Below are 23482 nucleotides of genomic sequence, written 5' to 3'. Positions count from 1 at the left end.
ATCTCGCCCGCGCCGTTTGTCATGCTGACGAAGCATCTTATCCCCGCTGAACGACTCGTTCGAACGTGAGAAGATGCTTCCTTCGTCAGCATGACAAACGAATGAATTACTATCCCACGCGAGATGCTTCGACAAGCTCAGCATGACGTCCATTCAAGTCAGCAAAGCCTGGATTAAATACTCAGACTAAACGAGTCGCCCTTGCCTTTCAATGAGGAGCCGCGGATGACCAAATCGCCGGAAATGACGAAGGTGCGGGGCTGGAAATCCTCCTTCTCGCGCACCTGCTCCAGGAAAAGCCGGGCGGCCTGCTGGCCGATGCGGTACGGGTGGAGGTTGACGGTGGTGAGGCCCGGCTCAATCATGGAGGCCATGAACTCGTCGCCGAAGCCCACCACGGCAATGTCGTCGGGGACGCGCAGGTGGCGCTTTTTCAGGGCCACCAACAGGTCGAAGGCGTTGGTGTAGTTGATGGCGAAAATGGCATCGGGCGGCTCGGGCAGGGCCAACCAGTTGTCGAGCGCGGCCACGGCTTCTTCGGTCTGGAATTCAATGTGAACCTCGTACTCGCTACGCAGGTCGAGGTTGTAGCGCTTTAGGGCATGCTGGTAGCCCGCCAGGCGGTTGCGGCTGATGAGCAACGACTCGGGCCCGGCCAGAATGGCGATGCGGCGCGCGCCCTGCTGGATGAGGTGCTCGGTGACGTTGAAGGCGCCGTTCCAGTCGTCGAGAATCACTTTGGCGCTGTCGACTTCGTCGCTCACGCGGTCGAAATGCACCACGGGCACGCCCCGGCAGGCGATGGGCTTGACGTGGTCGAAGTTCTTGGTCTCGCGGGAGTGGCAGATGAGCAGGCCATCTACGCGGCTCGCCACCAGGGCCTGCACATTGCTCACCTCCGTTTGGTACGATTCCTTTGATTGGCAAATCATTACCCGGTAGCCGGCCTCGGACGCTACGTCCTGAATGCCGCTAACTACCGTAGCAAAAAATGGTCGCTCGATGTCCGGAATGATGACGCCGAGGGTGTGGGTTTCGCGACTTTTCAGGCTTTGCGCCAGCAAGTTGGGGTGGTAGTCCATCTGCCGGGCCGCGTCGAGGATGGCCTGGCGGGTGGTTGGGCTGATATCAGTATGCCCGTTCAGCGCCCGCGAAACCGTGGAGGAGGCCACGCCAACGGCCTTGGCCACGTCGCCGATAGTGGTTTGGCTGCGGCGGCGCTCGGTGAGCTGGCCGGCCGGTTTCTCCTCCGTGAAGTGGTAGTCGCAGGCCTTGCACAAAAAGCGCTGGCGGCCCCGCACAAAGCCGGCTTTCAGGACGGAGCTACTCTGCTTGCATTTGACGCAGGTTATCATCTTGATTTGTACTTTTTGTGGAAAAGGACGGGTTTAGATACTGCCGGCTGCCCCTGCTTTGTCTAGTTATTCAAAGGTAAGACACAAAAAAATTTTTTTGCTACCGCGCAGCTAAGATAGCTATCGGTAACGATTCCGGAATCGTTACCGATAGTTTTTCTGCGAAAACAAGTTGTTTAAGCCGTTTTCCGGGTATTGACTATAGGCAATCATGATGTACTTTCGGTAAGTAGTCCAGCAAACAGGTTTCCGGTAGCTTTTTGAGGCTCGAGTGTGACCCGCGGGATTAGTGTATAGGTAAATTGTATTCTGAAGAAGAGTCTTATGCTACACACCATGCGTTGGTTCGGTCCGCACGACCCGGTTTCGCTTTTTGATATTCGGCAGGCTGGGTGCGCGGGCGTGGTAACCGCGCTGCACCAACTGCCCGTGGGCGCGGTATGGTCTGTGGAAGAAATTCAGGCCCGCCAGCAACTCATTGAAGCCGACAATGCCACCTACGCGCCCCTGCATTGGGAAGTGGTGGAGAGCCTGCCGGTGCACGAAGACATTAAGAAAGGCCGCCCCTCGCGCGAACTGTATATAGCCAACTACCAGGAGTCGCTGCGCAACCTGGCAGCCTGCGGCATCCGCACGGTGTGCTACAACTTCATGCCGGTGCTGGACTGGTCGCGCACCGACTTGAGCTACGAAATGCCCGACGGCTCGCGCGCCCTGCGGTTTGTGTGGCAGGATTTCGCCGTATTCGACCTCTTTATTCTTAAGCGGCCCGGCGCCGCAAACGATTACGAACCCGCCGTAGCCCAGGCCGCCCGCCAGCAGTTCGCCGCCATGCGCCCCGAGGCCATTGCCCGCCTCACCAACACTGTACTGCTGGGCCTGCCCGGTTCCGAAGAAGCGTTTGAGTTGGCCGGCTTTCAGAGCTTGCTCGATGAGTACGCTGCTATCGATGCGCAGGCCTTGCGCGAAAACCTGCACTACTTCATCCAAGAAGTAGCGCCGGTGGCTCAGGAGCTTGGCATCGGCCTCTGCATTCACCCCGACGACCCGCCCTTTCCGCTGCTGGGCCTGCCGCGCGTGATGAGCACCGAGGCCGACATCGCCCAGCTGATGGCGGCCTGCGACGTGCCGGCTAATGGCCTCACGTTTTGCACCGGCTCCTTGGGCGTGCGGCCCGACAACGACCCCGCGGCCATTGCGCGCCGTTTTGGGCCCCGCATCCATTTCATCCACCTGCGCACCACCAAGCGCGAAGCCAACCCGCGCAACTTCCACGAAGCCGACCACCTGGCGGGCGACGTGGACATGTACGCCGTGGTGCGCGAGCTGGTGCTGGAGGAGCTGCGCCGCGCCGAGCACGGCGGCCGCGCCATCCCCATGCGCCCCGACCACGGCCACCAGATGCTCGACGACCTCAAGAAGAAGACCTATCCCGGCTACTCGGCCATCGGCCGCCTGCGCGGGCTGGCCGAGCTGCGCGGCCTGGAATACGGCATCCGCCGCAGTCTGGAAGCCGAGGCCGCGCCACCCGCCGTGGGTGCCGAAGCCAAGCAATACTCCTAACCCTCTCCCCAAATCCCACCCACATGTTGCTCCGGTCCCTATTGCTTCTGTTGGTATTCGTGGCCGCCGCGCACCGCAGCGTGGCCGACGACGGCTATCGGCTGTGGCTCAAGTATGACCCGATTACGGATGTGGCCCAACGCAACGCCTACCGGCAAGCAGCCCAATACATAGCCGCTGATGGCAGCTCCGTCGTGCTAAATACGGCCGCGAAGGAACTACAGCGCGGCCTGCAAGGGCTGTTGGGCCAGCCGGTGCCGGTGGTGGCAAAGGCGGAGGCGGGCAGTACCAAACGCGGGATTCTTTTACTGGTAAGCCCGACCGCAAACGTTTCCGTAACCGGGCACAGCCAGGACGGCTACCGCATTTTAGCCCAGGGCCGCAACCTGGTGGTGACGGGTAGGAGCGGGGCCGGCGTGCTCTACGGTGTGTTTGCTCTGCTGCGGGAGCTACAGACCGGACAGCCGGTATCCAACCTGGCCCAAGCCAGCAGCCCGCGCATTCAATACCGCCTGCTCAACCACTGGGACAACCCCAACGGCACGGTGGAGCGGGGCTATGCCGGCTCGTCTATCTGGAAATGGTACGAGCTGCCCGAGCGGCTCGACCCCCGCTACACCGACTACGCCCGCGCCAACGCCTCGATTGGCATCAACGGCGTGGCCATTAACAACGTGAACGCCAGCGCGCGCTACCTCACGCCCGAGTACCTGCAGAAAGTGAAGGCCCTGGCCGGCGTGTTTCGGCCCTACGGCATCCGGGTATATTTGTCGGTGTTTTGGGCCGCGCCCAAGGTGATAGGCGGCCTGAAAACCTCCGACCCGCTCGACCCGCAAGTGAAGCAGTGGTGGGCCGCCAAGACCGAGGAGATTTATAAGGTAATTCCCGACTTCGGCGGCTTTCTGGTGAAAGCCAACTCCGAGGGAGAGCCCGGCCCCCAGGACTACGGCCGCAACCACGCCGACGGCGCCAACATGCTGGCCGACGCCCTGGGCACGCACGACGGCATCGTGATGTGGCGCGCCTTTGTGTACAAGGCCAACAGCAACGGCGACCGATTTAAGGAAGCCTACGAGGAGTTTAAGCCGCTCGATGGCAAGTTCTTGCCCAAGGTGCTGGTGCAGGTGAAAAACGGGCCGATTGACTTCCAGGCCCGCGAGCCGTTCCACCCGCTGTTTGGGGCCATGCCCAAGACGCCACTGGTGCTCGAAGTGCAGATTACGCAGGAATACCTGGGCTTTGCCACGCACCTCGTGTATCTGGCGCCGCTGTTCAAGGAGTGCCTCGATTCGGACACCCAAACCAAGGGGCCCGGCTCCACGGTGGCGAAGGTGGTGGACGGCAGCCTTGACCAGCACCGCATCAGCGGCATTGCGGGCGTGGCCAACATCGGCGCCGACCGCAACTGGACCGGCCACCCCATGGGCCAGGCCAACTGGTACGCCTTCGGCCGCCTGGCCTGGGACTACAACCTGACCTCGGCCGCCATTGCCACCGAGTGGGCCAAGATGACCCTCACCCGCGAGCCCAAGGCCGTGGCCACCATCGTGGATATGATGGGCAAGTCGCGCGACATCTACGTGCGCTACACCACGCCGCTGGGCCTGCACCACATCATGGGCGAGAGCATTCACTACGGCCCCCAGCCCTGGCTGGCCAAGGCCGGCCGCCCCGACTGGACGGCCGTGTACTACCACAAAGCCGACTCCGTGGGGCTGGGCTTCAACCGCACCGCTACCGGCTCCAACGCTCTGGCGCTGTACTCGCCGGGCGTGCAGAAACAGTGGGGCGACCCCAAAACCTGCCCGCTCAACTACCTGCTCTGGTTCCACCACGTGGGCTGGAAGCAGCCACTGCCCACGGGCCGCACCCTCTGGAACGAGCTGGTGACCCGCTACTACACCGGGGCCGACTCCGTGACGTGGATGCAGCAGCGCTGGGCCAGCGTGAAGCCCGCCGTGGACCCCGCCGTGCACGCCGACGTGACGGCCCGCCTGCAAATCCAGCGGCAGGAGGCCCTGTGGTGGCGCGATGCCTGCGTGCTCTACTTCCAGACCTACTCGAAGCAGCCCATTCCGGCGCCGTTCACCCCGCCCACCCGCACGCTGGCCGAAGTCAAAAGCCTGGTGGACCTCTATCAGCTCAAGTAATTCTTTTCCTGCCAATATCATCGAAATCAACACTATGCCGATTTCTATTAATCTCGCTCCCAACGGCCAGCCCGAACCTGCCGGGGTAGCCGTGGCCCAGCCGGAAAACGTGTTTTCGCTGGATGGCAAGCTGGCGCTCATCACCGGCGGCGGTACGGGCATTGGGCTCGAAATCGCGCGCTGCATGGCCGCGGCCGGCGCCACGGTGGTCATCACGGGCCGGCGCGAAGAAGTGCTGCGCGACGCCGTGGAAGGCCTGGGCCGGTCGGCCCAATACATCGTCAACGACATCAACGACCTCTCGTCCATCGAAGGTCTGGTGGCTCAGATTGAAGCCAGCTACGGCCCCCTGGATATCCTGGTAAACAACGCTGGCATCAACATGAAGAAGCCCGCGCTGGAAGTCACCGATGAGGAGTTCGACCGGATTCTGCACACCAACCTGCACTCCGTGTTTGCCCTCACTAGGGAGTGCGCCCGGGGCATGGTGGCCCGCAAAAAGGGCGTTATTCTCATGATTTCGTCGATGGCCGCCTACTACGGCATCGACCGCGTGGTGGCTTACGCGGCCTCCAAATCGGCGGTGGAGGGCATGGTGAAGGTGCTGGCCTCCGAGTTCTCGGCCCAGGGCGTGCGCGTGAACGCCATTGCGCCGGGCTTTATCGAGACCGAGATGAGCCGCAAGGCCATGAACTCGGACCCCGACCGCCGCGACCGGGCCATGCGGCGCACGCCCATGGGCGTCTTCGGCCAGCCCGCCGACATCGGCCACGCGGCCGTGTTCCTGGCCTCGCCGGCCGCGCGCTACATCACCGGCGTGTCGCTGCCCGTCGACGGCGGCAATTCCATTGGCTTTTAGTCCCTGCTTTTTAAAACAACACTCTCACCAAACCACAAAAAACCCACTGAATATCATGCGAGTACATTTATTGAAATCCGCACTGTGCCAGGTCCGGCTCTGTGCGCAACTCATGGGGGCCGGCTTCCTGCTGGCGGGGGGGCTGATGCCCACCAGTGCGTGGGCCCAGGTCGGGCGCACGGTGACGGGCAAGATTATGTCGGACAAAGGCGAGGCCCTGCCCGGCGTAACGGTGCTGGTGAAGGGTACCACCAACGGGGCCACCACCAACGCGGAAGGGGTGTATACCCTGACCGTGCCGGAAGGCCAAAACACGCTCGTTATCAGCTCAATTGGCTTTGAGCGCAAAGAGGTACCCATTGGCGCCTCCGGCCCCACGGATGTGCGCCTCACTGCCGAGGCCCAGGCCCTGAACGAAGTGCAGGTGGTGGGCTACGGCGTGCAGAAGAAAAGCCAGGTGACGGGCGCCATCTCGTCGGTGAGCGAGGAGCAGCTGCGCGACGTGCCGGTGGCCAACGTGGGCCAGGCCCTGCAAGGCCGCGCCGCCGGCGTAACCATCGCCAGCTCCAGCACCACGCCGGGCCAGGCGCCGGTGATTCGCATCCGGGGCAACCGCTCGTTTTCGGGCAGCAACGACCCGCTGCTGGTGGTGGACGGCGTGCCATTTGATGGCAGCCTCAACGACCTGAACCCCGACGACCTGACGTCGGTGGAAGTGCTGAAAGACGCTTCCTCGACCGCCATCTACGGTGCCCGCGGCGCCAACGGCGTTATCCTTATCACCACCCGGCGCGGCAAAGCCGGCGCACCCAAAGCCACCTACAGCGGCTACTATGGCCTGAAAAAAGCCTACGGCCTCTACGACGTACAAAACGGGCAGCAGTACTACAACTACCGCCTCGAAGCCTACCGCGCCCAGAACCCGGGCTACGACCCCAACACGGCCACGTCGTTCCTCACGGCCGACGAGCGGGCCAACTACGCCGCCGGAAAATCGACTGATTACCAGGACCTGATGTACCAGAACGGCCACATTCAGAACCATGTGCTGGGATTGAGCGGGGGCACCGAACAGACGCAGTACTCGGCCTCGTTGGGCTACTACGACGAAACCGGCATTGTGCCGGTGCAGCGCTTCAAGCGCTATTCGCTACGTGGCACCCTCGACCAGAAAATCGGCGAACGGGTGAAAGTTGGGCTAAACTCGCTCAATACCTTCAACCAGTCCGACGACCCCAACATCAACATCCTGTACAGCATCATCACAACCAGCCCGCTGGCCTCGCCCTACGACGCCAACGGCATCCCGATTCTCTACCCCAACACCGACACCGGGATGTCGAACCCGCTGACGCTGTACACCACCGACGCCCACAAAGACCAGAACCGCCGGGTGCGCACCTTCAACAGCATCTACGGGCAGGTGAACATCCTGAAAGGCCTGGACTACCGGCTCAACCTGGGCCTGGACGTGCGCTCGGAAAACAACGGCAACTTCTTCGCTTCGCAGACGCCGCAGAACGGCGGTGGCCCGGCCACGGCCGGCCGCTCGACCAGCCTGGCCTTCAACCTGCTGGCTGAAAACATCCTGACGTATAATCGCACCTTTGGCCAGCACGACCTGAACTTCACGGGCTTGTACAGCGCCCAGGAGTTCCGCACCGACAACTTCGGCACCGGCGTGCGCAACCTGCCCACCAACTACCAGCTCGACAACAACCTCGGCGCCGGTTCGCCCACCAACGCCTTCAGCGGGCAGCAGCAGTGGGACATCGTTTCCTTCATGGGCCGCGTCAACTACGCCTTTGCCAATAAGTACTCGGCCACGCTGACGCTGCGCACCGACGGCTCGTCGCGCCTGGCGCCCGGCAACAAGTACAAATCCTTCCCCTCGGCCGCCGTGGCCTGGAACATTGCCAACGAGGATTTCCTGAAAGACTACTCCTGGGTGAACACCCTGAAGCTGCGGGCCAGCTACGGCCGCGTGGGCAGCACCGCCGTCAACCCTTACCAGACCATTGGCTCGCTGCAGTCGGGCATCGGCGCGGGCTACTACAACTTCGGCCCCACCGGCGCCGTGGGCGTGGTGCCGTCCAGCATCCCCAACCCCAGCCTGGGCTGGGAATACACCGCCACCACCAACTTTGGCATCGACTTCGGCTTCCTGGAAAACCGCGTATCGGGTAGTGTCGAAGTGTACCAGCAGCGCACCAAGGACCTGCTGCTGCCCGATGCCCTGCCCACCTCCAGCGGCTACAGCTCGTTTGTGCGCAACGCCGGCGAGACCCAGAACCGCGGCTTGGAAGTTTCGCTCAGCACGGCTAACGTGCGCTCCAAACAGGAGGGTGGCTTTGAGTGGAGCACCGACTGGAACTTCACCGTGAACCGCGAGAAAGTGATTTCGCTGGCCCGGGGCAAAGATGCCAACGGCAACGAGCTAAGCGACGTGGGCAACCAGCGCTTTATCGGCCAGCCGCTCTACGTTATCTACGACTACAAGAAACTCGGCATCTGGCAGACCTCGGAGGCCGACCTGGCCAAGAAGTACGGCTCGAAGCCCGGCCAAATCAAGGTGGAAGACGTGGACAACAACGGCGTCATCAACGCCAACGACCGCCAGATTATCGGTTCGCGCCAGCCCAAGTTTGAAGCTGGCCTCACCAACCGCTTCCGCTTCAAAGGCTTCGACCTGAACGTGGTGGCCCTGACCCGTGTCGGCGCTACCGTGGTAGACCCCACGCTGTTCGGCCCGGCCTACTTCGCCACCAACACTGGCCGCCGCAATCAGGTAAACCTCAACTACTGGACGGCCAGCAACCCCACCAACGACTACCCGCAGCCCGACCAGAGCGCCCGCGCCACCGAGTGGCCCACCTACGGCCAGACCTTGGCCTACCTCAGCGGCACGTTCATTAAAGTGCGCAGCATCGACCTGGGCTACACCATCCCCGCGGCCTGGGCTACCAAAGCCTTCATGAGCTCGGCCCGCATTTATTTGCAGGTGCAAAACCCCCTCATCTGGTCCAAGGCGCAGTATTTCAAGGATAACAAAGCCATCGACCCCGATGCCTTGTCGTACTCCAGCCGCTTCAACGCCGGCAACCCCGGCGGCATCGAGTTCACGGGCGGAAACCCCAACAGCTCCAGCGCCGGCCTGGCCGGCGTGGGCGTCAACTACCCCGTCACGCGGGCCTTCATCGCCGGCATCAACGTGGGCTTCTAATCTCACTGAGTGACTTAGCGACTGAGTAGCTGAGTGATTGAGTGGAGCAAGTTCAGCCCAAGGCTAAAAGAACCCACATTCACTCAGTTACTCGGCCACTCAGTCTCTCTCCCAATCAACCTCAACTTTCCAGCGCATCGCGCTACGCAAATATGAAAAAGATAGTATTAGTCACGTTAGGAACTGCCGTGCTTCTGGGTGCCGGCAGCTGCAGCAAGGACATTCTGGACGAAAACCCGCGCTCCATCCTCACGCCGGGCTTCCTGGCCACGCCGCAGGGCGTGGAGGCCGGCGTAACGGGTGTGTACTCGGGCCTGCGCCAGCTCTACGGCAACGACTCCGGCTTCTTCACCACCGAAGCCGGTACCGACCTGTGGACCAACGGCATTACCTCGAGCAGTGGCCTCAACGATTACAACACCTCGGACCTGACCCCGGTCAACGCCAGCTCAACTTCCTTTATCTGGAGCCTGAGCTACCAGTACATCAACACTGCCAACGGCGTGCTGAAGTACGCCCCCACCGTGCAAGGCCTGAGCGCCGACCGCATTAAGCAGCTGATTGCCGAGACCAAGCTGCTGCGGGCCCAATATTACTTTGTGCTGGTGCAGCACTTCGGCGACGTGCCCCTGATGCAAAGTTTCGTGGATTTGCCCACCAAGGACATTACCCGGGCTCCCGTGGCCGACGTGTACAAGGCCATCATCGCCGACCTGACCGACGCCATGAACACCATTGCCGACAAGCCCGCCCAGCCCGGCCGCGTGACGCGGGCCACGGCCCTGCACCTGCTGGCCAAGGTATACCTAACCCGCGCCACCTCCACGGCCAAGGACGCCAGCGACTACGCCAACGCCGCCAAGTATGCCAAGGAGCTCATCGACAACCAGAGCCGCTACGGCCTGGGCCTGGAAGCCGACCCCGCCAAGGTATTTGAAGAAGGCAACGAAAACGGCAAAGAGGTTATCATGAACGCGCAGTTCAACGGCGACGCCACCTTCTCCCGCGTCGACGGCTTCACCTTTGGCGGCGAGAACGTGGCGGGCTTCAACTTCCGCAGCCGCTATGACCTGCTGCCCAACATGGTGCGTGACATCAATAACGGCCGGCCCTTTGCCCGCCACTCGGTGACGCACTACCTGGAAGACACCTACATCCTGCGCAATGCCAGCGGCGCGCCGCAGGAATCGGGCAAGTCGCTGCGCACCACCGACACGCGCTACAACAAGTGGTTTACGACGGTGTACCGGGTGAACGCGCCGGGCAACAACAGCGGCAGCGCCAAAGCCGTAATCGGCGACACGGCTGTCTGGTACCCCGGCCGCGAGCTGTCGGCGGGCGAGCTGGCCCGCATTGCCAACCGCCAGCCGGTGGCCTACCGCGTGATTCAGCCCAGCCAGTACACCACCGAGTACTTCCCCACGCTCAACAAGTTTGACTCGCGCAACCGCACGTCGGTAAACGGCTTCTCGACCCGGCCCAACATCGTGTACCGTCTGGCCGAAACCTACCTGATTGCGGCCGAGGCCTACTTCTACCTGGGCGATGCCGCACAGGCTGCCAAATACATCAACGTGGTGCGGGAGCGCGCCGCTGCTGCCGGCAAAACCACGCAGATGGACATTACGGCCAGCCAGGTAAACATCGACTTCATCCTGGACGAGAGGGCCCGCGAGCTGGCCGGTGAATTCACGCGCTGGTACGACCTCAAGCGCACCGGGAAGCTCCTGGACCGCGTGAAAGCCTACAACCCGCCGCTGACGCGCCTCTCCACCGGCATCTACGGTTCCAACGCGGCCATCAACATCCAGCCCTACCACGTGCTGCGCCCCATTCCACAAACGGAAATCGACCGCACCAGCGGCAAAATCACGCAGAACCCTGGGTACTAGTAGTTGATAGATAATCCGGAAAAAACCCAAAGAACGTCATGCTGAGCGCAGCCGAAGCATCTCTCCTGCTTCGTTGAGCTAGAGCATTGATTACTCACGAGGTAGAGATGCTTCGGCTGCGCTCAGCATGACGTTCTTTTTATTCTGTCGCCCTTCTTCCTGCCACCATTTCCACCATATCCAACCGAACCTTTTGTTACACAGAATTATCCTGTTTTTCCTGCTCGCAGCAGCGGCTTTCTCAGCGCAAGCCCAAGGAACGGCCAGCGGCATGCCGCGCCTGGTGAAAACCGGCCAAAGCACCCAACTTCTGGTAGATGGCAAGCCCTACTTCGTGCTGGGCGGCGAACTGGGTAACTCCACCGCCTCCAGCACGGCGTACATGCAGCCCGTGTGGCCCAAGCTCAAGGCCATGCACCTGAATACGGTGATTGCGCCGGTGTACTGGGAGCTGATGGAGCCCACCGAAGGCAAGTTCGACTTCACGCTGGTGGACGACCTGCTGCGCGACGCCCGCAAGCACCAGATGAAGCTGGTATTGCTCTGGTTCGGCGCCTGGAAAAACAGCATGTCGTGCTACGCCCCGGCCTGGGTGAAAACCGACCTGAAACGCTTCCCCCGCGTGGAAGACGACAAGGGCGTGCCGCAGGAAATCATGACCCCGTTCAGCCCCACCAACCTGGAGGCCGACCGAAAGGCTTTTGTGCAGCTCATGCAGCACCTGAAAGCTACCGACGACAAGCAGCACACCGTAATCACGGTGCAGGTCGAAAACGAAATCGGCATGCTGCCCACCGCCCGCAGCTACGACGACCGCGCCAATGCTGCTTTCAAGCAACCCGTGCCCGCCCCGCTGCTCACCTACCTGCAGCGCGAGCGCAAAAACCTGAAGCCCGAGTTTGCGGCCATCTGGCAGCGCCAGGGCGCCAAGACCAAAGGCAACTGGGAAGAGGTGTTCGGCAAAAGCCTGGCCACCGACGAGATGTTTATGGCCTGGTACTACGCCACCTTCACCAATGCGCTGGCCGTGGCCGGCAAAGACGCTTACCCCTTGCCCATGTACGTGAACGCGGCCCTGAACCGGCCCAACGTGGCACCCGGCAAGTACCCCAGCGCCGGCCCGCTGCCGCACGTCATGGACATCTGGCTAGCCGGCGCGCCGGCCATCGACATCCTGGCGCCCGACTTCTACAACCCCAATTTTGAACACTGGTGCAACTTGTACACCCGCGGCGGCAACCCGCTGTTTATCCCCGAACACCGGTTTGAAGAGGGCGTGGATGCCAAGGCGTTTTTCGCTTTCGGCAACTACAACTGCCTCTCGTTTTCGCCCTTCGCCATCGAAGGCAGCGACACGCTCAAGGCTGCGCCCATCGGCAAGGCCTATGAGCTGCTGCAGCAAGTTAGCTTCTTGCTGGGCAAGCACCAGCCCGCGGGCCAGGTGCGCGGCTTCCTGCTGCAAAAGGACTCGGCCGCCCGTACCGCCACGCTCGGCAACTACCGCTTCACGGCCAAGCACGAGTACACGTTGGGCTGGTCCTTGGGCGCGAAAAAGGCCGAGTGGTCGCCGGGCGGCGGCCTCGTCATTGCGGTGGCGCCCGACGAGTTTTACGTGGTGGGCACCGGCTTGGTCCTCACCTGGGAGCCCACCGCCAAAGGCAAACGCGCCGGCTACGTGAGTGTGGACGAAGGCCATTTTGAAGACGAGAAGTGGGTGCCCGGCCGCCGCATGAACGGCGACCAGGACCACCAGGGCCGCCACGTGCGCGTGGCCGGCGACGAATACAGCATCCAGCGGGTCAAACTCTACACTTACTAATCTAGCAGGCCCATGATTCAACTATTGTCCATCCGTGTGCTCCGGCGAAGGACCTCGCAGCTTAGCCAACTCAGCCTTGGGCTGGCCTTGGTGGGCTGCGCCCTGCTGGTGCCGGCCACGGCCGCTGCCCAAGTGCGCCTGCCGCGCCTGGTGAGCAACGGAATGGTACTGCAGCGCGAGGCGCCGGTGCGCATCTGGGGCTGGGCAAAGCCCGGCGAATCGGTGTCCGTAGCTTTTTTGGGCAAAACCTACCGCGCTACTACCGGCCCCAATGGCCAGTGGCGCGTGACACTGCCGGCGATGAAAGCTGGCGGACCCTATGAAATGAGCCTGACGGCCAGCAATGCTCTCAGTATTAAGGATATTTTGGTGGGCGACGTGTGGCTGTGCTCGGGCCAGTCGAACATGGAAACCCCCATGAGCCGCCTGCGCGACAAGTACCCCGACGTGATTGCCCAAGCTACCAACCCACGCATCCGGCAGTTTGACGTGCCCCTGACCTATGCTTTCGACAAGCCGCGCACCGACCTCACGGGCGGCAAATGGACGGAAGCCAACCCCCAAACGGTGCTCCAGTTTTCGGGCGTAGCCTACTTCTTCGCCAAGGAAATCAACGCCAAGTATAACGTGCCGGTTGGCATCATCAAAGACGCTGTGGGCGGCTCGCCGGCCGAATCTTGGCTGAGTGCTGATGCGTTGCGACAGTTCCCCACCTACGAGCAGCAAGCAGCCAAGTACAAAGACAGTGCCTTGGTGGCTGGCATCCGGCAGCGCGAGGGCGCCGCGGTAGCCAGCTGGTACCAAAGCCTGCACCAGGCTGACCAAGGCGAAGCGCGGGGCCAGCAGAAGTGGTCGGCTCCCGACTACGACGCCAGCACCTGGGCCACCATGAACGTGCCCGGCTACTGGGACAAGGACAGCCCCCTGGGGCCGGTGAATGGCGTGGTGTGGTTTCGCAAAGAAGTAGAGGTGCCCGCCAGCATGGTGGGCCAGCCGGCCCGCCTGGAGCTGGGCACACTGGTCGATGCCGACTCCACGTACCTCAACGGCCAGCTGGTGGGCACCACCGGCTACCAGTACCCGCCGCGCAAATACGACGTGAAGGCCGGTGTGCTCAAGGCCGGTAAAAACGTGGTGGTGGTGCGCCTCATCAACAATACCGGGCGCGGCGGCTTCACGCCCGGCAAGAAGTACCAGCTTACGGCCGCGGGCCAGACCCTCGACCTGCGCGGGCCATGGCAGTACAAGCTGGGCGCTACTATGCCGCCCACGCCGGGCACTACCACGTTTCAGTACCAGCCCGGGGGCCTGTTTAATGGCATGATTGCGCCGGTGTTGCCCTACGCCATCAAGGGCGTGCTGTGGTACCAGGGCGAAAGCAACACAGGCCACTCGCAGGACTACCAGGCCCTGATAACCGGCCTGATAACCGATTGGCGCAAGCACTTTCAGCAGCCCAACCTGCCGTTCCTCTACGCGCAGCTGCCCAACTTCATGGCCGTCAAGCCGGAGCCCAGCGAAAGCGACTGGGCGGCCCTGCGCGATGCCCAGCGCCGCCTGCTGGCCGTACCTCATACCGGCATGGCCGTGCTTATAGACGCGGGCGAATGGAACGACATCCACCCGCTCGACAAGCAAACGCCCGGCCACCGCCTGGCCCTGGCTGCCCAAAAAGTAGCCTACGGTGATGCCAAGGTGGTTGCCTCCGGCCCGCTGTACCAGACCATGCAAGTGGCGGGCAACAAGGTCACGCTCAGCTTCGCCAGCGTAGGCGGCGGCTTGGTGGCGAAAGGCGGCGGGCCGTTGAAGGGCTTCGCCGTAGCCGGACCGGACAAGAAATTCGTGTGGGCCCAGGCTCGGATTGAAGGCAAGAAAGTGGTGGTGTGGAACGACCAGGTGCCGAACCCGACCGTGGTGCGCTACGCCTGGGCCGATAACCCCGAAGGCGCCAATCTCTACAACAAGGAAGGCCTGCCGGCTTCGCCTTTTACCACTGAGCCCCAACTGTCGATGCCCACCGGCCGCCTCTAAATTCAGCTCAACTCCAGCAACCCTAGCCGCCCTCTTCCCATGTTACGCTCCTTCGCCCGCCTGCGCCGCCAAAGCCTGTTGAGTGCCGCCCTTTTGCTGGGGCTGCAGGGAGTTGCCCACGCGCAGGCCACGGCTACCTCGGCGGTGTTTCTCGACCCCAAGCAGCCTATTAATGCCCGTATCAAGGACCTGATTTCGAAGCTGACGCTGGAGGAGAAGGCCGACCAGATGATGTACAACAGCAAGGCCATCGAGCGGCTGGGCATCCCGGCCTACAACTGGTGGAACGAGGCCCTGCACGGCGTGGGCCGGGCCGGCGCGGCCACGGTGTTTCCGCAGGCCATTGGGCTGGGCGCCACCTTCGACGACGACCTGGCCAAGCGCGTGGCCACCGCCATTTCCGATGAAGCCCGCGCCTCCTACAACGCGGCCGTGGCCAAGGGCTACCGCCAGCAGTACAGCGGCCTTACGTTCTGGACGCCCAACATCAATATCTTCCGTGACCCGCGCTGGGGCCGGGGGCAGGAGACCTACGGCGAAGACCCCACGCTGACCGGCCGCATGGGGGTGGCCTTCGTACAGGGCCTGCAGGGCGACGACCCCCAGCACCTCAAGACTGCTGCCTGCGCCAAGCACTTCGCCGTGCACAGCGGCCCCGAGCGCCTGCGCCACGAGTTCAACGCCGTGGCCACGCCCCAGGACTTGCAGGAAACCTACCTGCCGGCCTTTCATAAGCTGGTGGATGCCAAAGTGGAAGCCGTGATGTGCGCCTACAACGCCACCAACGGCGAGCCCTGCTGCGCCAACACCTACCTGCTGCAGGACGTGCTGCGCAAGCAGTGGGGCTTTAAGGGCCACATCGTGAGCGACTGCTGGGCGCTGGTGGACTTCTACCAGGGCCACAAAGTGGTGAAAACCCCCGCCGAAGCCGCCGCCCTGGCCCTGGACCGCGGCGTGAACCTGAACTGCGGCAGCGTATACCCGTCCTTGCCCGAGGCCGTGAAAAAAGGCCTCACCACGGAGGCCAAGATGGACAGCTCGCTGGCCATTCTGCTGCGCACCAAGTTCAAGCTGGGCTTGCTCGACCCGCAGGGCAGCAGCCCCTACGACAAGCTCGGCCCCGAAATCATCAACAGCGCTTCGCACCGGGCCCTGGCCCGCGAGGCGGCCCAGAAGTCCATCGTGCTACTGAAAAACAACGGCGTGCTGCCCCTGCGCAACGACCTGCCCAAGTACTTCGTGTGCGGCCCCAACGCCGCCAACCTCGACGCGCTGCTGGGCAACTACTACGGCGTGAACCCGGAGATGAAAACCATCCTGGAGGGCCTCGTGGGCGGCGTGCAGCCCGGCAGCCAGATGCAGTACCGCCAGGGTGCCATGCTCGACCGGCCCAACGCCAACACCATCGACTGGGTGAGCGCCACGGCCCGCACCGTCGACGCCACCTTCGTGGTGCTGGGCATCACCGGCCTGCTGGAAGGGGAGGAGGGCGAGTCCATCGCCTCGCCCACCTTCGGCGACCGGCTCGACTACAACCTGCCCAAGAACCAGATTGACTTCCTGAAAAAGCTGCGCGAAAACAACAAGCAGCCCCTCATCGCCATCATCACCGGCGGCAGCCCCATGAACCTGGCCGAAGTGCACGAGCTCTGCGATGCCGTAGTGCTGGCCTGGTACCCGGGCGAGGAAGGCGGCAACGCCGTGGCCGACGTGGTGTTTGGCAAGGTTTCGCCCTCGGGCAAGCTGCCCATCACCTTCCCGAAATCGCTGGACCAGCTGCCCGCCTACGAGGACTACCACATGGCCGGCCGCACCTACCGCTACCTGGCCGCCGAGCCGATGTACCCCTTCGGCTACGGCCTGAGCTACGCCAAATTCACGTACCCCTCGGTGAAGCTAGCCAGCAAGAGTGTGGCTAAAAACAAGCCCGTCGACGTGACGGCCACCGTCACCAACACTGGCAAAACGGAAGGCGAAGAAGTGGTGCAGCTCTACGTGACGCACGCCGCCAAGAAGGGCGCCCAGACGCCGCTGTATTCGCTGAAAAACTTCCGTCGCGTGAAGCTGGCGCCGGGTGCCAGTACCACCGTCAAGTTCACGCTCACGCCCGACATGCTGGCTTTGGTGAACGACAAAGGGCAGTCAGTGGCGGCCAGCGGCCCGGTCACGGTGTGGGTAGGCGGCTCGCTGCCCAGCGCCCGCAGCGTGGCGCTGGGGGCCAGCCCGGCCGCCTCGGCCGTCCTTACCGTTAAGTAAAATTCTAGTACGTCATTAAAAAACGCTTAAAAAGCCCGTCATGCTGAGCGCAGTCGAAGCATCTCGCTCGCGCAACTAATCAATGCCATTGCAACGAAGCCCGCTAGATGCTTCGACTGCGCTCAGCATGACTGCCTTATTTAACATGACGACTTCTATCAATCTGTATTAACTATGAAATACCTCCTCGGCTACGACATCGGTAGCTCTTCCATCAAAGCTTCCCTGCTCGACATTCACACCGGCAAGTGCGTGGCCGCGGCCATATCGCCCAAAAAGGAGATGGAAATCACCGTGCCCCAGCCCAACTGGGCTGAGCAGCGCCCCGAGCGCTGGTGGCAGGAGTGTGTGAATGCCACCGCCCAACTCAAGGCCGACTACGGCTTCGATACGGACCTGGTGGCCGGCATCGGCATCACCTACCAGATGCACGGGCTGGTCCTGATTGACAAGGACGGCAAGGTGCTGCGCCCCGCCATTATCTGGTGCGATAGCCGGGCCGTGGAATACGGTGATAAGGCTTTTGAGGCGTTGGGGGAGGAGTATTGCCTGACCAACTTCCTAAACTCGCCGGGTAATTTTACCGCTTCCAAATTGAAGTGGGTGCGGGAAAACGAGCCCGAGATTTACGCCCAGATTCACAAGATTCAGCTGCCCGGCGACTACATCGCCTTCAAACTGACGGGCGAGCTGCAAACCACGGTGTCGGGCTTGTCGGAGGGCGTGTTCTGGAACTTCAAGAAGCAGGCCATCGCCCAGGATTTGCTCGACTACTACGGCATCAGCGCCGACTTGCTGCCCGAGGTGGTGGACACCTTTTCGGTGCAGGGACACCTGAGCCATGAGGCGGCGCAGGAGCTGGGCCTCACGGCCGGTACGCCCATCAGCTACCGGGCCGGCGACCAGCCCAACAACGCCTTTTCGCTGAATGTGCTGCACCCCGGCGAGGTGGCGGCCACGGGCGGCACGAGCGGCGTGGTCTACGGCATCAACGAGACCAATACGCCCGACCCGCGCTCCCGCGTGAATTCCTTCGTGCACGTAAACAGCACGCCCGAGCAGCCCCGCAACGGCGTGCTCATGTGCCTGAACGGCACGGGCATCCTCAACAGCTGGCTGCGCAAAATCGTGGGCGAGCTGCCCTACGACCAGATGAACCAGCTGGCCGCCCAGGCGCCGATAGGAGCGGAGGGCCTCGTGTTTCTGCCCTTCGGCAACGGCGTGGAGCGCATCCTCGAAAATCGCCCGGCCGACGCCGAACTGCGCGGGCTCAACTTCAACATTCACCACCAGCCGCACGTGCTGCGCGCCGCCCAGGAGGGCATTGTGTTCGCCTTGAACTACGGCATGGACATCATGCGGGCCTCGGGGGTGCAGGTGCGTAAAGTGCGCGCCGGCAACGCCAACATGTTCCTGAGCCCGGTGTTCCGCGAAGCCTTCGTGAATAGCGGCAACGTGGAGCTGGAGCTCTACAACACCGACGCGGCCCAGGGTGCGGCGCGCGGCGCGGGCGTCGGCGCCGGCGTGTACGCCAGCCCCACCGAAGCCTTTACCGGCCTCGAACGCATTCTGACCGTGGAGCCCACCGACCGGCTGCGCGAACAATACCAAGCCGCTTACGGCCGCTGGCAAAACGCTTTATCTCAACTTATTCCTAACCCAACCACTCCTTCCCATGTCAAGCAGCACGCTTTCTAAAACCGAATTTTTTACGGGCATCGACACCATCCGCTTCGAAGGGCGCGAGTCGGACAATCCACTGGCCTTTAAGTGGTACGACGAAAACCGCATGGTAGCCGGCAAGACCATGAAGGAGCATCTGCGCTTCGCCGTGTCGTACTGGCACACCTTCACCGGCACCGGCGGAGACCCGTTCGGGCCTGGCACCAAGCAGTTTGCCTGGGATACGCACCACGAAATCATCGGCCGCGCCAAGGACAAGATGGACGCCGCGTTTGAGTTTTTCACCAAGCTCGGCACGCCCTACTACTGCTTCCACGACATTGACTTGGTGGAGGAAGGGGACTCGCTCGACGAGTACGAGCGCAACCTGCAAACCATCGTGGACTACGCCAAGGAGCATCAGACCGCCTCGGGCGTGAAGCTGCTCTGGGGCACGGCCAACGTGTTTTCGAACCCGCGCTACATGAACGGCGCCAGCACCAACCCCGACTTCCAGGTGGTGGCCCATGCGGCCACGCAGGTCAAGAATGCCATCGACGCGACCATTGCCCTGAACGGCGAGAACTACGTGTTCTGGGGCGGCCGCGAAGGCTACATGACCCTGCTCAACACGGACATGAAGCGCGAGCAGGCCCACATGGGCCGCTTCCTGACCATGGCCCGCGACTACGCCCGTAAGCAAGGCTTCAAGGGCAAATTCTTCATCGAGCCCAAGCCGGCCGAGCCCACCAAGCACCAGTACGACTTCGACGCGGCCACCGTCATCGGCTTTTTGAAGGAGCACGGCCTGGAAAACGACTTCATGCTGAACCTGGAAGTGAACCACGCCACGCTGGCCGGCCACACCTTCCAGCACGAGCTGCAGGTAGCGGCCGACGCCAACATGCTGGGCAGCATGGATGCCAACCGCGGCGACTACCAGAATGGCTGGGACACCGACCAGTTTCCCAACAACCTCAACGAGCTGACCGAGTCCATGCTCATCATTCTGGAGCACGGCGGCATCAAGCCCGGTGGCATCAACTTCGACGCCAAAACCCGCCGCAACTCCACCGACCTGGAGGACATCTTCATCGCCCATATCTCGGGCATGGACACCTTCGCCCGCGCCCTGGTCGTGGCCAACGACATCCTCGAAAAGTCGCCCTACCGCAAGTTCCGCAAGGAGCGATACGCCTCGTTCGATTCGGGTGAAGGCGCAGCGTATGAGCGCGGCGAATTGAGCCTGGAAGACCTGCGCACCATCGCCATGAAGAGCGGCGAACCCACGCCGAAAAGCGGCAAGCAGGAGTGGCTGGAAGCCATTATCAACCAATACATCTAAGTTTTAGAAAAAGACTGTCATGCTGAGCGAAGCCGAAGCATCTCGCGTGCAGCAGTAATTAATTACTCTCGCGGTAGAGATGCTTCGGCTGCGCTCAGCATGACGTTCATCTGCAAAAACTGAACCGGCCAGCCGCCGCGTGGTGGGAACAGCAACGCGACTAGCTGGGGAAGTTGGTGCCGACTGTAGCGGGCCTGCAATAGCTCGCCGGCCAGTAGGCGGCTTCGGCGTTCCGGCACGAAGCACAGGCCCGTTGGTGAGCGGGTCTGGGCTTCACGCAGGCCCCAGGGGTTTGCAGGCCGGAACGCCGCTTTGCCGGCTGGTTCGTTTGAGGCTTCTTTTGGGCCATTCATTGACATTTGGTGCATTTCTTCTTTTTATGACCTTCTCCAAGCGCCTGGCCGCTTTTGCCACCACCCTGGGCCTCGCTGCTTCTACTGGAGCGGCGGGCCAAACCATTCAAATGGCCGTGCAGGCCGGAGACCCCAAGCTGCAAATCAGCAAGCACATCTACGGGCACTTTGCCGAGCATTTAGGCCGCTGCATTTACGGTGGTTTTTGGGTCGACGAAAAGCTGAACGTGCCCAAGCAAGGCCGCATCCGGATGGACGTGGTCGAGGCCCTCAAGAAAATCAAGGTGCCCAACCTGCGCTGGCCCGGCGGCTGCTTTGCCGATACCTACCACTGGCACGATGGCATAGGCCCCACGGCCCAGCGCCCCAAAATGCTGAACATGTGGTGGGGCAATAACCTGGAGGATAACAGCTTCGGCACCCACGAATTTCTGGAACTGTGCAGCCTGCTCGGCACCGAGCCTTACCTGGCCGCCAACGTGGGCAGCGGCACGGTGCAGGAAATGGCCGGCTGGATGGAGTACCTCAACTCCAACGACGACACCCCACTGGTACTGGAGCGCCGCAAAAACGGCCACCCCGAACCTTACAAAGTGAGCTGGTGGGGCATCGGCAACGAGAGCTGGGGCTGCGGCGGCAACATGACAGCCCAGTACTACACCGACGTGTATAAGCGCTACGCCACCTTCGCTCACAACTACCCGGCCTCGCCGCCGCTCAAGAAAATCGTGAGTGGCGCCAACGGCGACGACGCCAACTGGACGGAGACGTGCATGAAAAACATCCCGCTCAACCAGATGTGGGGCCTCACCCTGCACCAGTACACGTTGCCCACCGGCAGCTGGACCGGCAGCAAGGGCTCGGCCACCAATTTCGACGAAGCCCAATACTTCAACACCCTGAAAAACTGCCTGAAAATGGAGGCCGTCGTGACCAAGCACGCCGTCATCATGGACAAGTACGACAAGGACAAAAAGGTAGCGCTGCTGGTAGACGAGTGGGGCGTGTGGACCGACGTGGAGCCCGGCACCAACCCTGGTTTCCTGTACCAGCAAAATTCCCTGCGCGACGCGCTGGTAGCCGGCACCACGCTCAACATTTTCAACAACCACTGCGACCGGGTGCGTGGCGCCAACCTAGCCCAGGCTGTGAATGTGCTACAGGCTGTCATTCTCACCGACAAGGAGAAGATGCTGCTCACGCCCACCTACCACGTGTTTGACCTGTACCAGGTGCACCAGGACGCGCAGTATCTACCACTGCAGTTTACTAGTCCCGATTATGTAATGGGGGACCAGAAAATCCCGGCCTTGAATGCTTCAGCCTCTAAAGATGCTAAAGGCGCCGTACATATTTCACTCGTGAACCTTGACCCTCATAAGACGCTCAAATTGGAAACGGCGCTGGCGGGTGTGAACTGGAAAAATGTGACCGGCCGCATTCTGACCTCTGCCAAAATCAACGATTACAACACCTTTGACAAGCCCAATGCGGTGAAGCTGGCCAGCTTCGCAGGCGCCAAAAAGCGCGGTGATAAGCTGGCCGTGGAACTGCCGCCCAAGTCGGTAGTGATGCTGGAGCTGCGGTAAACACTCATCAGTAAGTCATGCTGAGCGCAGCCGAAGCATCTCGCGTGTGGTAGTAATCCATCCGTGAGGACGATGCGAGCGAGATGCTTCGGCTGCGCTCAGCATGACGTTCCTTTTTTGCGAAACCTTTATGAAAAACACACTTCTTGCTACCCCGCTGCGTCGCTTGATTCTCGGTAGCCTGATAATGGGCGGTCTGGGGGCGCTGAACAGCCGCTACGATGTGGCCTCACTGGCCCATGCGCAGTCGGTGCCCACGCAGGCTCCCGCTATGAAAGGCCTCAAGGACTATTACAAAGACTATTTCCCCATCGGGGTGGCCGTTTCGCCCCAGGGCCTGAAAGGGGCGGAAGGCGAGCTGATTAAGCAGCAGTTCAACAGCATCACGCCGGAGAATGCCATGAAAATGGGTCCGATTCACCCGGAGGAAAACCGCTACTTCTGGAAGGATGCCGACGAAATCGTGCAGTTTGCCCAGACCAACAAGCTGCGCGTACGGGGCCACAACCTGCTCTGGCACGAGCAGACGCCGAAGTGGCTGTTCAAGAACGCCGACGGCACGACCGTGAGCAAAGAAGTGCTGCTCAAGCGGCTCAAGAGCCACATCGATACCGTGGTAAAGCGCTACAAGGGCAAAATCTACGCCTGGGACGTGGTGAACGAAGCCATTGCCGACGACAGCACGCAGTTTCTGCGCAACTCGGAGTGGTACAAAATCTGCGGCGAGGACTTCATTCCCAAAGCCTTCGAATACGCCCACGCGGCCGACCCCAAGGCCCAGCTATTCTACAACGACTACAACACCGAGCGGCCCGAGAAGCGCGAGCGAATCTACAAGCTGCTCAAGAAGCTGAAGGACGCCAAAATACCGATTGATGGCGTGGGCCTGCAGGGGCACTGGTCGCTGCAGGAGCCCACCGAAAAGGAGCTGCGCACGGCCCTGGACCGGTATAAGTCCCTGGGGTTGAAAATCCAGATAACCGAGCTCGACGTGTCGATTTATCCCTGGGAAAAGAACCGCCGCGAAAAGCGCCCCGGCGAGTCGGACGCTTACACGCCCGAGCTGGAGCAGAAGCAGGCGGACCAGTACAAGATGTTTTTCAAGGTGTTCCGCGACTACAAGAACGTCATCACCGGCGTCACCTTCTGGAACATCTCCGACAAATACACCTGGCTGGATACCTACCCCGTGGCCGGCCGCAAAAACTACCCGCTGCTCTTCGACCAGAATCAGAAGCCCAAGAAGGCTTTCTATGAGGTGGTGAAGTTTTAGCAAGCAAAAGGCGCTGGAAGCCAGTACTCCGTGAATCTTAATAGACCGTCATGCTGAGCCTGTCGAAGCATCTCGCGTGCAGTAGTAATCAAGATAGCTCAACGATGCACGC

Annotated in this window: 13 protein-coding genes; 12 read left to right on the top strand and 1 reads right to left on the bottom strand. The window is 61.8% G+C overall.

Annotated features, from left to right (window positions below):
* Positions 1 to 173: 173 nt before the first annotated feature.
* Positions 174 to 1355 (bottom strand): LacI family DNA-binding transcriptional regulator, encoded by a 1182-nt coding sequence (locus LJ738_RS08630; RefSeq protein ID WP_227785930.1) that lies wholly within the window; start codon positions 1353 to 1355, stop codon positions 174 to 176.
* Positions 1356 to 1691: 336 nt separating this feature from the next.
* Here LJ738_RS08630 and uxuA point away from each other — a divergent pair, with 336 nt between their 5' ends.
* The 12 genes from uxuA (at position 1692) to LJ738_RS08570 (ending at position 23370) form a co-directional block, all read left to right on the top strand.
* Positions 1692 to 2918 (top strand): mannonate dehydratase, encoded by a 1227-nt coding sequence (gene uxuA / locus LJ738_RS08625; protein WP_262907627.1) that lies wholly within the window; start codon positions 1692 to 1694, stop codon positions 2916 to 2918.
* Positions 2919 to 2941: 23 nt separating this feature from the next.
* Positions 2942 to 5068 (top strand): alpha-glucuronidase family glycosyl hydrolase, encoded by a 2127-nt coding sequence (locus LJ738_RS08620; RefSeq protein ID WP_227785928.1) that lies wholly within the window; start codon positions 2942 to 2944, stop codon positions 5066 to 5068.
* A 34-nt stretch (positions 5069 to 5102) separates the two neighbouring features.
* Positions 5103 to 5927, top strand: coding sequence for an SDR family NAD(P)-dependent oxidoreductase (locus LJ738_RS08615; RefSeq protein ID WP_227785927.1), 825 nt, complete (start codon positions 5103 to 5105; stop codon positions 5925 to 5927).
* Between the two features lie 70 nt (positions 5928 to 5997).
* Positions 5998 to 9150 carry a SusC/RagA family TonB-linked outer membrane protein gene (locus LJ738_RS08610; RefSeq protein ID WP_227785926.1) on the top strand — a complete coding sequence of 1051 codons (3153 nt, stop codon included), beginning with the start codon at positions 5998 to 6000 and terminating at the stop codon, positions 9148 to 9150.
* 152 nt (positions 9151 to 9302) lie between these two features.
* Positions 9303 to 11042, top strand: coding sequence for a RagB/SusD family nutrient uptake outer membrane protein (locus LJ738_RS08605; RefSeq protein ID WP_227785925.1), 1740 nt, complete (start codon positions 9303 to 9305; stop codon positions 11040 to 11042).
* Positions 11043 to 11235: 193 nt separating this feature from the next.
* Positions 11236 to 12861 carry a GH35 family beta-galactosidase gene (locus tag LJ738_RS08600; protein WP_227785924.1) on the top strand — a complete coding sequence of 542 codons (1626 nt, stop codon included), beginning with the start codon at positions 11236 to 11238 and terminating at the stop codon, positions 12859 to 12861.
* Between the two features lie 12 nt (positions 12862 to 12873).
* Complete coding sequence (locus tag LJ738_RS08595) at positions 12874 to 14892, top strand: sialate O-acetylesterase (RefSeq protein ID WP_227785923.1); 2019 nt, start codon at positions 12874 to 12876, stop codon at positions 14890 to 14892.
* Between the two features lie 39 nt (positions 14893 to 14931).
* Positions 14932 to 17148 carry a glycoside hydrolase family 3 N-terminal domain-containing protein gene (locus LJ738_RS08590; protein ID WP_227785922.1) on the top strand — a complete coding sequence of 739 codons (2217 nt, stop codon included), beginning with the start codon at positions 14932 to 14934 and terminating at the stop codon, positions 17146 to 17148.
* A 174-nt stretch (positions 17149 to 17322) separates the two neighbouring features.
* Entirely contained in the window at positions 17323 to 18846 is a 1524-nt protein-coding gene (locus LJ738_RS08585; RefSeq protein ID WP_227785921.1) for a xylulokinase, read from the top strand.
* Positions 18824 to 20155, top strand: a complete 1332-nt coding sequence (gene xylA, locus LJ738_RS08580; RefSeq protein ID WP_227785920.1) for a xylose isomerase — start codon at positions 18824 to 18826, stop codon at positions 20153 to 20155. Before LJ738_RS08585 ends, xylA begins: the two co-directional genes overlap by 23 nt.
* 379 nt (positions 20156 to 20534) lie before the next feature.
* Positions 20535 to 22097 (top strand): alpha-N-arabinofuranosidase, encoded by a 1563-nt coding sequence (locus tag LJ738_RS08575; protein WP_227785919.1) that lies wholly within the window; start codon positions 20535 to 20537, stop codon positions 22095 to 22097.
* A gap of 271 nt (positions 22098 to 22368) precedes the next feature.
* Positions 22369 to 23370, top strand: a complete 1002-nt coding sequence (locus LJ738_RS08570) for an endo-1,4-beta-xylanase (protein WP_227785998.1) — start codon at positions 22369 to 22371, stop codon at positions 23368 to 23370.
* Positions 23371 to 23482 lie beyond the last annotated feature (112 nt).

It is taken from the genome of Hymenobacter plasmatis (assembly GCF_020711255.1).
Taxonomy (GTDB): domain Bacteria; phylum Bacteroidota; class Bacteroidia; order Cytophagales; family Hymenobacteraceae; genus Hymenobacter.
The sequence above is the reverse complement of the archived record's forward strand: the minus strand, read 5'-3'. Positions and strand labels throughout refer to the sequence as shown.